Here is a 13263-nt window from a genome sequence, read left to right on the forward strand (position 1 = left end):
GCGGAGTCACCTTTCTCGCAGTAGTGGTCGGCAGGAAGGAACGGCTTTGCGCATCTCCCGCCCGATAGTCTCCGCGCTCCTCGTGTCAGCTCTGGCGGCGTGCGGATCCGGGGCAGGACCCGCCGCCCCGTCGAACGAGATCAAGGTCGGCCTCCTGCACTCCCTCAGCGGCACGATGGCCATCAGCGAGGTCACCGTGCGCGACGCCGAACTGCTCGCCATCGACGAGATCAACAAGGCGGGCGGCGTGCTCGGCAAGAAGCTCGTGCCGGTCGTCGAGGACGGCGCCTCCGACTGGCCCACGTTCGCCGAGAAGGCCACGAAGCTGATCAGGCAGGACAAGGTCGCCACCGTCTTCGGCGGCTGGACCTCGGCCAGCAGAAAGGCGATGCTGCCGGTCTTCGAACGGTACAAGGCGCTGCTGTGGTACCCCGTGCAGTACGAGGGGCTGGAGAGCTCGCCGTACATCTTCTACACCGGCGCCACCACCAACCAGCAGATCATCCCCGGCCTCGACTACCTGAAGGAGCAGGGCAAGAAGACGTTGTTCCTGGTGGGCAGCGACTACGTCTTCCCACGGACGGCCAACAAGATCATCAAAGCGTACGCGGCGGCGAACGGGATGCGGGTGCTCGGCGAGGAGTACACGCCCCTCGGCCACACCGAATACTCCACGCTGGTCAACAAGGTCGTGCAGGCCAAGCCGGACGCCGTCTTCAACACCCTGAACGGCGACAGCAACGTCGCCTTCTTCAAACAGCTCAAGAGCGCGGGAGCCACGGCCGAGGCCATGCCCGTGCTCTCGGTGAGCGTGGCCGAGGAGGAGGTCACCGGCATCGGCGTGGACAACATCGCCGGGCACCCCGTCGCCTGGAACTACTACCAGACCACCGAGACCCCGGCCAACGAGGCGTTCGTCAAGGCGTACAAGGCCGCGTACGGGCCGGACAAGGTCACCTCCGACCCCATGGAGGCCGGCTACAACGCCGTCTACCTGTGGGCCGAGGCCGTCAAGAAGGCCGGCAGCACCGAGGTCGAGGCGGTCAGGAAGGCCGCGCCCGGCATCGCGCTCGAACGTCCCGAGGGGCTGGTCACCATCGACGGCGAGAACCAGCACATGTACAAGACCGCCCGCATCGGCATCATCCAGCCCGACGGCCTGATCAAACAGGTGTGGGACTCCGGCGAGCCGATCAAGCCGGACCCCTACCTCAAGGGCTACCCGTGGGCGAGCGGCCTGGCGGCGGGCAAGTGATGTCGGCCTTCGTCAACCAGGTCCCCATCGGGCTGTCGATCGGGGCGGTGCTGCTGCTGATCGCGCTCGGCCTGACGTTCACGTTCGGGCAGATGGGTGTGATCAACATGGCGCACGGCGAGTTCATCATGGCCGGGGCCTACACCGCGTTCCTGCTGCAGGACCTCGTCCTGGCCCTGCCCGCGGCGTTCCTGGTCGCCGGGATCATGGGGCTGATCCTGGAGCGGGCCGCGATCAGGCACTTCTACGGCAGGCCGATGGACACGCTGCTGCTCACCTGGGGCGTCAGCCTGGTGCTGCAGCAGCTCGCCCGCGACGTGTTCGGCGCCCCGAACGTGCAGGTGCCCGCCCCGTCGTGGCTGTCGGGCGGGGTGGGCATCCTGCCCTACAACCGGCTGTTCATCATGGCGCTCGCGGTGGCGGGCGTGGTGGCGGTCTGGGCGTACCTCACGCGGACCGGGCTGGGGCGCAGGACGCAGGCCGTGGTGCAGAACCGGCAGCTCGCCGCCACCAGCGGGATCGACACCGGCCGGGTGGACATGCTGACGTTCTTCATCGGGTCGGGGCTGGCGGGCGTGGCCGGGGTCGCGCTCACCCTCATCGGGCCCGTCGGGCCGGCGCTCGGCACGTACTACATCGTGGACGCGTTCCTGGTGGTCGTGGCGGGCGGGCTCGGGCAACTGCGCGGGGCGGTGTTCGCGGCGGCCGGGCTGGGGCTGCTGAACTCCTACGCCGAGTTCTGGTCGGACGCCTCGCTGGCCAAGGTGCTCGTGTTCGCCGTCGTCATCGGGTTCTTGCAGGTCAGGCCGCAGGGGTTGGTCGTGTTGAGATCGCGGGTGCTCACATGACGAGAGCGGCGATCAGGCGGCATCTGCCGTTCGCGACCGTGGCGGTGATCGCGCTGGTGGCCGCGCCGCTGCTGCTGGAGCCGTTCCGGCTGGGGCTGCTGGCCAAGTACCTGTGCTACGCGATCGTCGCGCTCGGGATCGGCCTGGCCTGGGGCCAGGGCGGCATGCTCACGCTCGGCCAGGGGGTCTTCTTCGGGCTCGGCGGCTACTCCATGGCCATGTACCTCAAGCTCACCGAGGCCGGCGGCGGGCTGCCCGACTTCATGGTCTGGAGCGGGGTGGAGAGCCTGCCCGCGCTGTGGGCGCCGTTCGCCAACCCCGTCTTCGCGCTGAGCATGGCGGTCATCGGGCCCGTGCTGCTGGCGCTGATCCTGGGCACGCTGGTGTTCAGGCAGCGCGTACGCGGGGCGTACTTCGCGATCCTCACCCAGGCGCTGGCCGCCGCGATGGTCATCCTGCTGGTCGGGCAGCAGGGGCTCACCGGCGGCACCAACGGCATGACCAACTTCTTCGAGCTGTTCGGGCAGGACCTGGCCGAGGACTCCACGCAGCGCGGCCTCTACCTGGTGGTGGCCGTCGTCCTCGGGGTGCTCTACCTGGCCACCCGGCAGCTCGTGAACAGCCGGTACGGTCGCCTGCTGGCCGCCGTACGCGACGGCGAGGACCGGGTGCGCTTCCTCGGCTACGACCCGGCCTTGGTCAAGACCGTCACCTTCGCCGCCTCCGCGGGCATGGCCGGGCTGGCGGGGGCGCTGTTCGTCCCCGTCGTCGGCATCATCTCGCCCGCGTTGCTCGGCGTCGTGCCCTCGCTGGAGCTGGTCGTCGCGGTGGCGGTGGGCGGGCGGCACGTACTGGCCGGGGCCGTGCTGGGGGCCGTCGTCATGGCCTACGCCAAGACGGCCTTCAGCGAGCAGTTCGCCGACGGCTGGCTCTACCTGCAAGGAGCCCTGTTCATCCTGGTCATGACGCTTGCCCCGAAGGGCGTCGCGGGCATCCTGGGGAGGTTGCGCCATGCTCGAACTCCGTGACGTCCAGGTCGTGTTCGACGGCTTCCGCGCGCTCGACGGCGTCGACCTGACCGTCCCCGAGGGGGAGCTGCGCTTCCTCATCGGGCCCAACGGCGCCGGTAAGACCACGCTCATCGACGTGATCACCGGGCTGACCCGGCCGGCGGCGGGCAGCGTGCGGTTCGGCGGCCAGGACCTGGTCGGGCGGAAGGAGCACCAGATCGTCCGGATGGGCGTCGGCCGCACGTTCCAGACGTCCGTGGTGTTCGAGGCGCTCACCGTGATCGAGAACCTCGACCTGGCCGCGAGCTTCCGCAAGCCGCTGTGGTCGCTGGCCAGGCGGCGCAGGGGCGTCTCGGAGGCCGTCGAGGAGGCCCTGGCCAGGACGGGGCTGGAAGAACTCGCCGAGCGTTCGGCCGGCGTTCTCTCGCACGGCCAGCGCCAGTGGCTCGAGATCGGGATGCTGCTGGCGCAGCGGCCGAGACTGCTGCTCCTGGACGAGCCGGTGGCGGGCATGTCCAAGGACGAACGCGAGCGCACGGGCGAGCTGCTCACGCGGATCGCCGACGATCACACGGTGGTCGTGGTCGAGCACGACATGGAGTTCCTGCGGCGGCACGCCTCCGCGGTCACCGTGTTGCACGAGGGCAGGGTGCTCGTGGAGGGGTCGGTCGACCAGATCAGCGCCGACCCCCGGGTGCAGGAGGTCTATCTGGGGAGGAGGACCGGCGATGCTGTCGGTAACCGGCCTTGAGTCGGGGTACGGGAGGGCGCGCGTCCTGTTCGGGGTCTCGGTGGAGGTGGGGCACGGGCAGCTCGTGTGCGTCATGGGACGCAACGGCGTCGGCAAGACCACGCTGCTCAACACGGTCATGGGGGTGCTGCCCGCCACCGCGGGCACGGTGACGTTCGACGGCCGCGACGTCACCCGGCTCAAGCCGCACGAGCGCGTACGCCTCGGCATGGGCTACGTGCCCCAGGGCCACCAGTGTTTCCCGCAGCTCTCGGTCCTGGGCAACCTGCTGGTGACCGCCGAGGCCGCCAAGCAGCCCAGAGACGTCATAGACGAGGCCCTGGAGCTTTTCCCCGCGCTCAAGCCGCTGCTCAAGCGCAGTGCCGGGCACCTGTCGGGCGGCCAGCAGCAGCAGCTCGCCATGGCGCGCGCCCTGGTGACCCGGCCCAGGATGCTCATACTCGACGAGCCCACCGAGGGCATCCAGCCGTCGATCATCCTGGAGATCGAGGCGGCCATCGAGCGGCTGCACGCCTCGGGGCTGGCCGTGCTGCTGGTGGAGCAGTACCTGGACCTCGCGCTGCGGCTGGCCGACACGTTCGTGATCCTCGACGGCGGGCACGTCGTGCGCTCGGGGACGGCCGAGGACCTGCACCGGGAGGACGTCCAGCGGCTGCTGGCCGTGTGAGCCGCCCCCGCCGCGCTCCGGCCGGGCCGATGGCGGGGGTCACGCGGTCCAGGCCCTGGCCGTCCTGACGATCTCCTCCAGGTGGCCGCTGTGGGCGCCGTGCCAGTAGACCTGGCCGCAGACGGCGCAGCGGCCGTAGACGTCGTAGCTGCGCCGGGTGCCCGCCGCCAGCAACGGCTCGACCTCGCCCTTCCGCACCGCCAGCAGCTCGCCGTTGCAGGCCGTGCACCGGGTCCACGGGCGCAGCGGCGGGGCGAAGCGTTCGAGCAGGTCGCGGAGCTGGTCGGTGGGGGCGGAGCCGCGGACGTAGGCGCCCAGCCACAGCGCGCGGCGGCGCAGCAGGCCGCGGTCCTGCGTGAGCAGCACACGCCGCTCCTCGTTGGCCTGCACCACCAGCGCCGGGTCGTCCATGTCGTTGTGGTAGGCGGCGTCGATGCCCAGCAGGCGCAGCCGCCGCGCCAGCGTGCCCAGGTGCACGTCCAGCAGGAAACGCGGCTCCTCGGGCAGTTGCTGCGGACGCGGCACCGGGTGCACGTCGACCACGTCGCCCGGTACGAGCTGGTGCGCGGGCGGCACGCCCCGGCCGTTGACCACCATGGGACCCACCTCCGTGAGCGGCACGCCGAGCGACTCGACGTGGTGCCCGAGCGTGGAGGTGCCGTCGGGGGTCACCTCCTGCCACTCCTGGCGGCGGGCCACGGGCAGGAACATCCTCAGCTCTGGGGAGATGCGCAGGCGGGCGATGGTCGGCACATTGTCCATTCTGCTCCACGGGATAGCGTGAGTTCATGTCGATATCCCGCCGCGCGTTCCTGGGGCTGGCCGTGTTCGCGGCCGGTTGCTCGGGCGGCGGCGCGGCCTGGCCGGAGCTGCGGCTGGCGACCGGTCTGGCGGGCGGCCCGTACGGGCAGCTCGGCGACCGGCTGGCCGGGGAGCTGCGGCGCGACGGGCTGGGCGTGCGCGTGCTGGGCACCGCCGCCAGCGTCCAGAACCTGACCATGATGACCGACGGGCGGGCCGACGTGGGGTTCGCGCTGGCCGACAGCGCCGACGACGCGGTCCGCGTACGCCACCAGCCCGTCTCCGCCCTGGCCCGCATGTACATGAACTACGTGCACCTCGTCGTCGCCGCCGACTCGGCGATCATCGGGGTGGGGGAGCTGGCCGGGCGGGCCGTCTCCGTCGGCCTGGAGGGGTCGGGCACCGCGGTGACCGCCACCCGCGTGCTGGCCGCCGCCGGGCTGGAGCGGCCGCCCGAGATCTCCCGGCTGGGGCTGGACCCGTCCATCCAGGCGTTGCGGAGCGGGCGGGTCGAGGCGTTCTTCTGGTCGGGCGGCGTGCCCACGCCCGCGCTGGCGGCGCTCGGCGGCATCCGGCTGTTGCCGCTGGAGCCGCTGGTGCCGGTGTTGCGCCGGGGGTACGGCCCCGTGTACGAGCACGCCTCCGTCCCGGCGGGCGCGTACGGCGGCGCGAAGCCCGTCCCCACCGTCGGAACGCCCAGCTACCTGATGTGCCGGACGTCCCTGCCGGCCGACCTGGCGTACACGATCACCGAGACGCTGTTCCTGGCCCGCGACCGGCTCCAGGCGCCGTCGGCCCCCGGCGGGCGGCTCGACAGGCGGTACGCCATCGGCACCGGGGTCGTGCCCCTGCACCCGGGAGCCGCCCACTACTACCGGTCCGTCTACGGCTGAGGCTGCTTCGGCGGGTGCGCCGGGTCGTGGCCGGGGAGGCGCAGCTCGACCGTCAGGCCGTGCGGCGCGGCCGGGAGCAGGCGGAGCGCGGCGCCGGACGCGTCGGCGAGCTCGGCGGCGATGGCCAGGCCCAGGCCGCTGCCCGGCACGTTCGCGTGGGCGCCGGAGCGCCAGAACCGGCCCGGCGCCTGCGCCCGCTCCTCCTCGCTCAGGCCGGGCCCGTCGTCCGCCACGCGCAGCACGCCGTCCGCCAGCGTGACGGTCACCGTGCCGCCCTCGGGGACGAACTTCTGGGCGTTGTCCAGGGCGATGTCCGCGATCCTGGCCGCCGCCTCCGGCACGAGGGCGGGTTCGGGCAGGTCGGCCACCAGGCGTACGCCCTTGGCCGCGTACACCTCCCGCCAGGCCGCCAGCCGCGTCCCCAGCTCGGCCTCCCTGCCCTCGACGCCCGCGCCCACCTCCACCCTGGCCAGCGTCAGCAGGTCCTCCACCAGCAGCGCCAGCCGGTCCAGTTCGGCCATCGCCTCCTCGAACTCGGCCGTCCCCTCGCGCCGCAGATGCGGCTCCAGGTTCTCCAGCCGCAGCCCGAGCACGGTCAGCGGGGTACGCAGCTCGTGGGAGGCGTCGGCCACGAACGCCCGCTGCCGCTCCATCGCGCCGGCGACCGCGTCGGCCATCGCGTTGAAGCGTTCCTCCAGTCGCCGCAGCTCCGAGGGGCCGACGCCGGGGTGCGCCCGCGCGTCCAGCCTGCCCTGCGCGATGGCCCGCGTGGTGCGGTCGAGCTCGGTGACCGGCCGCAGGATCCAGCGGGCCAGCCCGCGGGCCGCCAGCACGGAGTAGGCCAGCGCGACCATCGCGCCGAGCGCCAGCCCGCCCCACACCAGCGAGACGTCCAGCCGGGCCCGGTCGGTCGGGGCCTGCAGCAGCACCACCCCGGACACCTGCGCGTCGCGTCCGGCCGGCTCGGCCAGCAGCACCGTGGCCGGGCCGAACGGGCTGACCGTGGGCAGGTCCTCGGTCGTGCGGCCGGACAGCGCCAGCCGCACCGCCTCGCGGTCGTCGGCCTCGAAGCGCCCCGCGGTGAGCACGACGGAGCCGTCGCGGTCGCGGACGCGCACGGCCGCGCCGTACAGGTCGGCGTAGCGGTCGACCTCGGAGACCAGGCCCGCGTGGTCGTCGTCGCGGGCCGCCTGGTCGGCCAGCTCCGCGAAGCGGGTGGCGTCGGCGCGGCGGTCGAGCAGCAGCCGGTTCGTCCGGTGCGAGGCGTACGCCAGCCCCAGCGGCACCGCCAGCGCCGCGACCAGGAACACGATCAGCGTCGTGAACGTGATCACCAGCCGCGAGTTCACGCCGTCGAGCCCAGCCGGTAGCCGGTCCCGCGCAGCGTCTCCACCAGGCCGGGCCGGCCGGTCTTGGAGCGCAGGTTGGCCACGTGCACGTCCAGCGAGCGCGAGGCCGACAGCAGCGGGTCGCCCCAGACCTCGTCGAGGATCTCCTCCCTGCCGCGCACCACGCCCGGCTCGCGCGCCAGCAGCGCCAGCAGGTCGAACTCGCGCCGGGTCAGCGTCACCGGCTCCCCGGCCACCGTGACCTGCCGGGACTCCAGGTCGATGCGCACGTCGCCGACGCTCACCACGTCGTCGCGGGGCGGGCGCGGACGCGTGCCGCGCCGTACGACCGCCTCCATGCGGGCCATCAGCTCGACCGTGCGGAACGGCTTGACCAGGAAGTCGTCGGCCCCCGACCGCAGGCCGCGCAGCACCTCGCGCTCCTCGGTACGGGCCGTGACCACGATCAGCGGCACCGCCGACACCCGCCGCAGGCGGCGCAGCACGTCGAGCCCGTCCATGTCGGGCAGCCCCAGGTCCAGCAGGACGAAGTCGACGCCCCCCGCCAGGCGGAGGACGTCGACGGCCAGGCCCGTCCTGGCGACCTGGTGGCCGTGCCGGGCGAGGGCCGTGGTGAGCGCCGAGGCGAGCCGATCGTCGTCCTCGACCAGGAGAACGCGCATGTCGCCAGGTTAGACGCGCGACGGCAGCGATGCCTCCGTGGCCTGCTCGGCCCGGGAGAGCGCGGCGTCCCTGGTCTCGCGCATGGTGAGGTAGACGACGAGGGACACGGCGGCGAGACCGGAGACGTACCAGAAGAAGCCCGACTCGATGCCGTTGTCCTTGAACCACAGCGCCACGTACTCGGCGGTGCCGCCGAACAGGGCGTTCGCGATCGCGTAGGGGAGGGCCACGCCGAGCGCGCGTACGTTGGTCGGGAACAACTCGGCCTTCACCACGGCGTTGATCGAGGTGTAGCCGGTGACGATGAGCAGCCCGGCGAGCGAGAGCACCAGCGCGCCGCCGAAGCCGCCGACCCCGCCGAGCGCGGTCATGAGCGGCACCGTGCCCACCATCGACCCGATCCCGAACGTGATCAGCAACGGCCTGCGCCCGATCCGGTCCGACAGCGCCCCCGCCGCCGGTTGCAGGCACATGAAGACGAACAACGCACAGAAGCTCACCAGCGTGGCCGTCTCCTTGGGCAGGCCGGCCGTGTTCGACAGGTATTTCGTGAGGTAGGTCGTGTAGGTGTAGTACGCGACCGTGCCGCCCATCGTCAGCGCGATGACCAGCAGCGCCTCCCTCTTGTGGGTGAGCAACTGCGCGATCGTGCCGCGGTCGGCCTGCTTGACCTCGCGCTCCTCCTCGTCGTACGCCTCCGTCTCCAGGAGGCTGCGGCGCAGGTAGAACACGACCGCGGCGGCCGCGGCGCCGACCACGAACGGGATGCGCCAGCCGTAGGAGTTCAGGGCCTCCTGGGTCATCGTGTTCTGCAGGACGATCTGCAGGCCGAGGCCGACGAGTTGGCCGGCGGTCATGGAGACGTACTGGAAGCTGGAGGCGAAGCCGCGTCGGCCGCGCGGTGTGGCCTCGGTGAGGTACGTGGCGCTGGCCGCGTACTCGCCGCCCACCGACAGACCCTGCAGCAGGCGGGCCACCACCAGCACCAGGACGCCGAAGTAGCCGACGGCCTCATAGGTCGGCGCGATGGCGATCAGCAGGGCGCTGGCCGACATGAGCGTGACGGTGAGCGTGAGCGCCGCCTTGCGGCCCTTCCTGTCGGCGTAGCGGCCGAGCAGCCAGCCGCCGAGCGGGCGCATGAAGAAGCCGACGGCGAAGATGGCGGCCGTGTTGAGCAGCTTGGCCGTGTCGTTGCCCTCGGGGAAGAAGGAGGCGGCGAAGTAGACGGCGAAGCTGCTGTAGACGAACCAGTCGTACCACTCGACCAGATTGCCGACGGAACCGCCGAGCACGGCCTTCCACGGCACGCGTGCCTTGCTCACGAAGAACCTCCTGGAGGGCTCCTGGGGGGTAGTTGCTGGTCAGAGCCTCGTGTCAGAAGGATGTTCGGGCAAGGGAGGCGGTGTCAGATCTAACGTCCGCTTAACATGATTTCTTACGCACGCTTAACGCCACCGCAACGGCAGGCTGCCATCCTGCGGCCCTTACGAGCCCGTGGGGGCCCGGCGGGGAGTCAGAGCGCCAGCCGCCACTCGCTCCACTCGTCGAAGAGCTCGAAGCCCATCGCCTCGTTGATGGCCAGCATGTGGGCGTTGGAGGTGGCGTTCCAGGTGATGACGCGTTCGAGGTGGGGCTCGTGCTCGCGCAGCCACAGCAGGTTGGCGACCTTGAGGAGCAGCCCCAGGCGGTGGCCGCGGTGCTCGCGCAGCACGGCCGTGTCGGCCTGGTGACCCCAGCCGTCGGAACGGTCGGCGTCGAGGAGGATGCGCGTGTAGCCGGCGGGGGCCCCGTCGGACGAGCGCCTGGCGATCATGGTGTAGCAGGTGAGGCGGGTGAGCGGGAGGGACTCTTCGCGGGCCCGCAGGCGGTCGACGGAGAACCGCATGTCCTCGATGTCGGCGTCGCGCGGGGCGTCGTTCATGCCGTCCATGAGTGTGGCCAGGTCGCCCAGCAGCTCCTCGGGGCCCGCCGGGCCGATCCAGCGCTCCAGGTGGTAGCCGTCCACCTCGGGGCGCAGGCGTTCGAGCGCGGCCCAGTCGGCCGTACGCAGGTCGAGCGTGCGGCGGGCCTGTGCGAGCGCGACCGTCATCCCGCGCGCGGCGGCGAAGCGCGCGGCCGAACTGCCCGCGAGCGCCTCACCCAGCAGCAGCGTACGGCCGTGCGCGCGCAGGCGCTCGACCGCGTGGCCGAACAACGCCTTACCGAGGCCCCGGCCCCGCCGCTCGGGCCGCACCACGAGGGGGAACAGCCAGCCCATGTGCGTGTTGTCGTGCTGGGACAGCGCCAGCGCGTAGCCGCCCATGACCTTGCCGCCCTCGGTCGCCACCCACGCCTCCGCGCGCTCGCCCGGCCCGCCCGTCGTGACCAGGTAGGAGAACCAGGGCAGGGAGACCATGGGGCCCGCGTCCTCGGCGCTGCCCGTCACGAACGCGTCGTGCAGGCCCGTGACCAGGTCACCGGGGTCGTCGAGGTCGATCGGCAGGATCCGCATGGGGCCAGCAAAACGCAGGCGCGCCCGCCTCCGCCACCGAATATCGACCCACCTCATCGGCCCCAGCCCGGCAGCCCCGGCTCATCGGCCCCAACTCGGCGGCTCCGGCTCATCAGCCCCGGCTCATCGGCACGGGCGCGCGCTCACTGCCGGTAGTTCGCCACCTCGGTGGCCGGGCGGGCGGCGGCGCCGTCGGGGTCCTCGCCCGCGCCGCGCCTGGCCCTGCGCTGCCGCAGCAGATCCCAGCACTGGTCGAGCGCAGACTCCAGCTCCTTGACGCGCGCGTGCTCCTCGTCGGTGGTGACCTGGCCCGCGGAGAGCCGGTCACGCAGCTCGCGCTCCTCGGTGACCAGAGCGCTGATCGTGGTGAGAATCTCGTCGTCTCGCATGCCCTCGACTCTAATCACCGCCAGGAAGCACCCGGCGATCTCCGCCGGTGCCTCCGCGATGAGCAGCGGTTTCTCAAGATTCGAGATGTTGCACGGTTCACTCCGAGACGTCTGGTAGCGTTCATGGCATGCTGCGCGGGCTGCTTCTTAGCTGCCGCGGCGGGGGCCTTTAAGGCCGGCTCCCTCGCCGCGGAGCGAGCCATGCGCGTCGGCCGCTTCCTTTCTGAGACCGACGAGGAGCACCAGCCATGACCGCCCAGCAGCCCAGCCCCATGCCGATCCATCGCTACCAGCCGTTCGAGCCCGTCCGGCTGACCGACCGCACCTGGCCCGACAAGGTCATCACCAAGGCGCCGCGCTGGTGCGCGGTCGACCTGCGCGACGGCAACCAGGCCCTGATCGACCCGATGGACTCCCACCGCAAGCTCCAGATGTTCGAGCTGCTGGTACGCATGGGCTACAAGGAGATCGAGGTGGGCTTCCCGGCCGCCTCGCAGACCGACTTCGACTTCGTTCGGCAGATCATCGAGGAAGACCGCATCCCCGGCGACGTGGTCATCCAGGTGCTGACGCAGGCCAGGCCCGAGCTGATCGAGCGTACCTTCGAGGCCATCGAGGGCGCCGGGCGGGCCATCGTCCACCTGTACAACTCGACCTCCACCCTGCAGCGCCGCGTCGTCTTCGGCCAGGACAAAGAGGGCATCACCGCCATCGCGGTCGAGGGTGCCAAACTGGTCAAGAAGCTGGCCGACGCCACCGACGTCGACGTGTACTTCCAATACTCACCCGAGTCGTTCACCGGCACCGAGCTGGAATACGCCGTCGAGATCTGCGACGCCGTCAACGACGTGTGGCAGCCCACCCCCGACCGCAAGGTCATCATCAACCTGCCCGCCACGGTCGAGATGGCCACCCCCAACGTCTACGCCGACCAGATCGAGTGGATGCACCGCCACCTCAGCCGCCGCGACTCGATCGTGCTGTCGCTGCACCCGCACAACGACCGGGGCACCGCCGTGGCCGCCGCCGAGCTGGGCTACCTGGCCGGCGCCGACCGCATCGAGGGCTGCCTGTTCGGCAACGGCGAGCGCACCGGCAACGTCTGCCTGGTCACCCTGGGCATGAACCTGTTCTCGCAGGGCGTCGACCCCGAGATCGACTTCAGCGACATCGACGAGATCCGCCGGATCACCGAATACTGCAACCAGTTGCCCGTGCACCCGCGCCACCCGTGGGGCGGCGAGCTGGTCTACACCGCCTTCTCCGGCTCCCACCAAGACGCGATCAAGAAGGGCTTCGAGCACCTCGACCGCGACGCGGCCGCCGCGGGCGTGCCGGTCGACGAGTTCTCCTGGGCGGTGCCCTACCTGCCCATCGACCCGAAGGACATCGGGCGCTCGTACGAGGCCGTCATCCGGGTCAACAGCCAGTCCGGCAAGGGCGGGGTGGCCTACATCATGAAGGCCGACCACCAGCTCGACCTGCCGCGGCGGCTGCAGATCGAGTTCTCCAAGGTCGTGCAGGCGCGTACCGACAGCGAGGGCGGCGAGATCAGCCCCGCGGCGATGTTCGAGATCTTCCGCGACGAATACCTGCCCAACCCGGCCAGGCGCTGGGGCCGTCTCAGCCTGATGGCCCACCGCCACGAGTCGACCGTCGACGACAAAGACCGCATCAGCGCCGACGTACGCCTCGACGGTGAGATCCGGGAGATCTCCGGCACCGGCAACGGCCCGATCTCGGCCTTCATCGACGCCATCGCGGGGGTCGGCATCCAGGTGCGGGTGCTCGACTACGTGGAGCACGCGATGAGCGCGGGCACCGACGCCAAGGCCGCCTCCTACCTGGAGTGCGAGGCCAACGGGCAGGTGCTGTGGGGCGTGGGCGTCGACGCCAACACCACCACGGCCTCACTCAAGGCCATCATCTCCGCGGTCAACCGCGCCTCACGCTGACGCGGTGACGCAGTGACGCGGTGACGCGGTGACGGACTGACCGCGCTGACCACAGGTGAGGGCGAGAGGGGGCGCGGCCTGCCACAGGCCGTGCCCCTTACGCGAGGCTGAGCCGGTCCAGGGCGGCCCCTTACGCGAGGTTGAGCCGGCCCAGGGCGGCCCGTTACGCGAGGCTGAGCCGGTCCAGCGCG

At 71.4% G+C, this 13263-nt stretch carries 13 protein-coding genes; 7 read left to right on the plus strand and 6 right to left on the minus strand.

Annotated features, from left to right (window positions below; all coding sequences use genetic code 11):
- Nucleotides 1-46 precede the first annotated feature (46 nt).
- From urtA to urtE, 5 genes are read left to right on the plus strand one after another with little or no spacing between them, the layout of a single operon-like run.
- Complete coding sequence (urtA, locus tag ABD844_RS42580; RefSeq protein WP_344891948.1) at nucleotides 47-1255, plus strand: urea ABC transporter substrate-binding protein; 1209 nt, start codon at nucleotides 47-49, stop codon at nucleotides 1253-1255.
- Nucleotides 1255-2103 carry an urea ABC transporter permease subunit UrtB gene (gene urtB / locus ABD844_RS42585; protein ID WP_344892187.1) on the plus strand — a complete coding sequence of 283 codons (849 nt, stop codon included), beginning with the start codon at nucleotides 1255-1257 and terminating at the stop codon, nucleotides 2101-2103. Before urtA ends, urtB begins: the two co-directional genes overlap by 1 nt.
- Complete coding sequence (gene urtC / locus ABD844_RS42590) at nucleotides 2100-3131, plus strand: urea ABC transporter permease subunit UrtC (protein WP_344891951.1); 1032 nt, start codon at nucleotides 2100-2102, stop codon at nucleotides 3129-3131. Before urtB ends, urtC begins: the two co-directional genes overlap by 4 nt.
- Nucleotides 3115-3864 carry an urea ABC transporter ATP-binding protein UrtD gene (urtD, locus tag ABD844_RS42595; protein WP_344891954.1) on the plus strand — a complete coding sequence of 250 codons (750 nt, stop codon included), beginning with the start codon at nucleotides 3115-3117 and terminating at the stop codon, nucleotides 3862-3864. Before urtC ends, urtD begins: the two co-directional genes overlap by 17 nt.
- Entirely contained in the window at nucleotides 3842-4531 is a 690-nt protein-coding gene (gene urtE / locus ABD844_RS42600) for an urea ABC transporter ATP-binding subunit UrtE (RefSeq protein ID WP_344891957.1), read from the plus strand. Before urtD ends, urtE begins: the two co-directional genes overlap by 23 nt.
- Before the next feature lie 39 nt (nucleotides 4532-4570).
- On the opposite strand, the gene ABD844_RS42605 is transcribed toward urtE, so the two are convergent.
- Nucleotides 4571-5293 (minus strand): Mut7-C RNAse domain-containing protein, encoded by a 723-nt coding sequence (locus tag ABD844_RS42605; protein WP_425568747.1) that lies wholly within the window; start codon nucleotides 5291-5293, stop codon nucleotides 4571-4573.
- Between the two features lie 26 nt (nucleotides 5294-5319).
- Here ABD844_RS42605 and ABD844_RS42610 point away from each other — a divergent pair, with 26 nt between their 5' ends.
- A complete protein-coding gene (locus ABD844_RS42610) occupies nucleotides 5320-6225 on the plus strand; it encodes a TAXI family TRAP transporter solute-binding subunit (RefSeq protein WP_344891963.1) in 906 nt (301 codons plus the stop codon).
- Here the strand turns inward: ABD844_RS42610 and ABD844_RS42615 are convergent.
- The 5 genes from ABD844_RS42615 to ABD844_RS42635 all read right to left on the minus strand — a co-directional run bounded on the left by ABD844_RS42615 (nucleotide 6216) and on the right by ABD844_RS42635 (nucleotide 11117).
- Nucleotides 6216-7574 (minus strand): sensor histidine kinase, encoded by a 1359-nt coding sequence (locus tag ABD844_RS42615; RefSeq protein WP_344891966.1) that lies wholly within the window; start codon nucleotides 7572-7574, stop codon nucleotides 6216-6218. The genes ABD844_RS42610 and ABD844_RS42615 overlap by 10 nt on opposite strands.
- On the minus strand, nucleotides 7571-8236 hold the full coding sequence (locus ABD844_RS42620) for a response regulator transcription factor (RefSeq protein WP_344891968.1): 666 nt from the start codon (nucleotides 8234-8236) through the stop codon (nucleotides 7571-7573). The genes ABD844_RS42615 and ABD844_RS42620 overlap by 4 nt, the downstream gene beginning before the upstream one ends.
- A gap of 9 nt (nucleotides 8237-8245) precedes the next feature.
- Nucleotides 8246-9559, minus strand: a complete 1314-nt coding sequence (locus ABD844_RS42625) for an MFS transporter (protein WP_344891971.1) — start codon at nucleotides 9557-9559, stop codon at nucleotides 8246-8248.
- A 191-nt stretch (nucleotides 9560-9750) separates the two neighbouring features.
- Nucleotides 9751-10728, minus strand: a complete 978-nt coding sequence (locus ABD844_RS42630; RefSeq protein WP_344891974.1) for a GNAT family N-acetyltransferase — start codon at nucleotides 10726-10728, stop codon at nucleotides 9751-9753.
- A gap of 143 nt (nucleotides 10729-10871) precedes the next feature.
- Complete coding sequence (locus ABD844_RS42635) at nucleotides 10872-11117, minus strand: DUF2630 family protein (RefSeq protein ID WP_344891977.1); 246 nt, start codon at nucleotides 11115-11117, stop codon at nucleotides 10872-10874.
- A gap of 248 nt (nucleotides 11118-11365) precedes the next feature.
- On the opposite strand from ABD844_RS42635, the gene leuA reads away from it, so the two are divergent.
- Complete coding sequence (gene leuA / locus ABD844_RS42640; protein WP_344891980.1) at nucleotides 11366-13072, plus strand: 2-isopropylmalate synthase; 1707 nt, start codon at nucleotides 11366-11368, stop codon at nucleotides 13070-13072.
- The last annotated feature ends 191 nt before the right edge of the window (nucleotides 13073-13263 follow it).

It is taken from the genome of Nonomuraea antimicrobica (assembly GCF_039536965.1).
In the GTDB taxonomy this organism is placed as follows: domain Bacteria; phylum Actinomycetota; class Actinomycetes; order Streptosporangiales; family Streptosporangiaceae; genus Nonomuraea; species Nonomuraea antimicrobica.

Coding starts and splice junctions, on each gene's coding strand:
- urtB (WP_344892187.1), top strand. CDS start 1,255: ATGTCGGCCTTCGTCAACCAGGTCCCCATCGGGCTGTCGATCGGGGCG.
- urtC (WP_344891951.1), top strand. CDS start 2,100: ATGACGAGAGCGGCGATCAGGCGGCATCTGCCGTTCGCGACCGTGGCG.
- urtD (WP_344891954.1), top strand. CDS start 3,115: ATGCTCGAACTCCGTGACGTCCAGGTCGTGTTCGACGGCTTCCGCGCG.
- urtE (WP_344891957.1), top strand. CDS start 3,842: ATGCTGTCGGTAACCGGCCTTGAGTCGGGGTACGGGAGGGCGCGCGTC.
- ABD844_RS42605 (WP_425568747.1), bottom strand. CDS start 5,293: ATGGACAATGTGCCGACCATCGCCCGCCTGCGCATCTCCCCAGAGCTG.
- ABD844_RS42610 (WP_344891963.1), top strand. CDS start 5,320: ATGTCGATATCCCGCCGCGCGTTCCTGGGGCTGGCCGTGTTCGCGGCC.
- ABD844_RS42620 (WP_344891968.1), bottom strand. CDS start 8,236: ATGCGCGTTCTCCTGGTCGAGGACGACGATCGGCTCGCCTCGGCGCTC.
- ABD844_RS42630 (WP_344891974.1), bottom strand. CDS start 10,728: ATGCGGATCCTGCCGATCGACCTCGACGACCCCGGTGACCTGGTCACG.
- ABD844_RS42635 (WP_344891977.1), bottom strand. CDS start 11,117: ATGCGAGACGACGAGATTCTCACCACGATCAGCGCTCTGGTCACCGAG.
- leuA (WP_344891980.1), top strand. CDS start 11,366: ATGACCGCCCAGCAGCCCAGCCCCATGCCGATCCATCGCTACCAGCCG.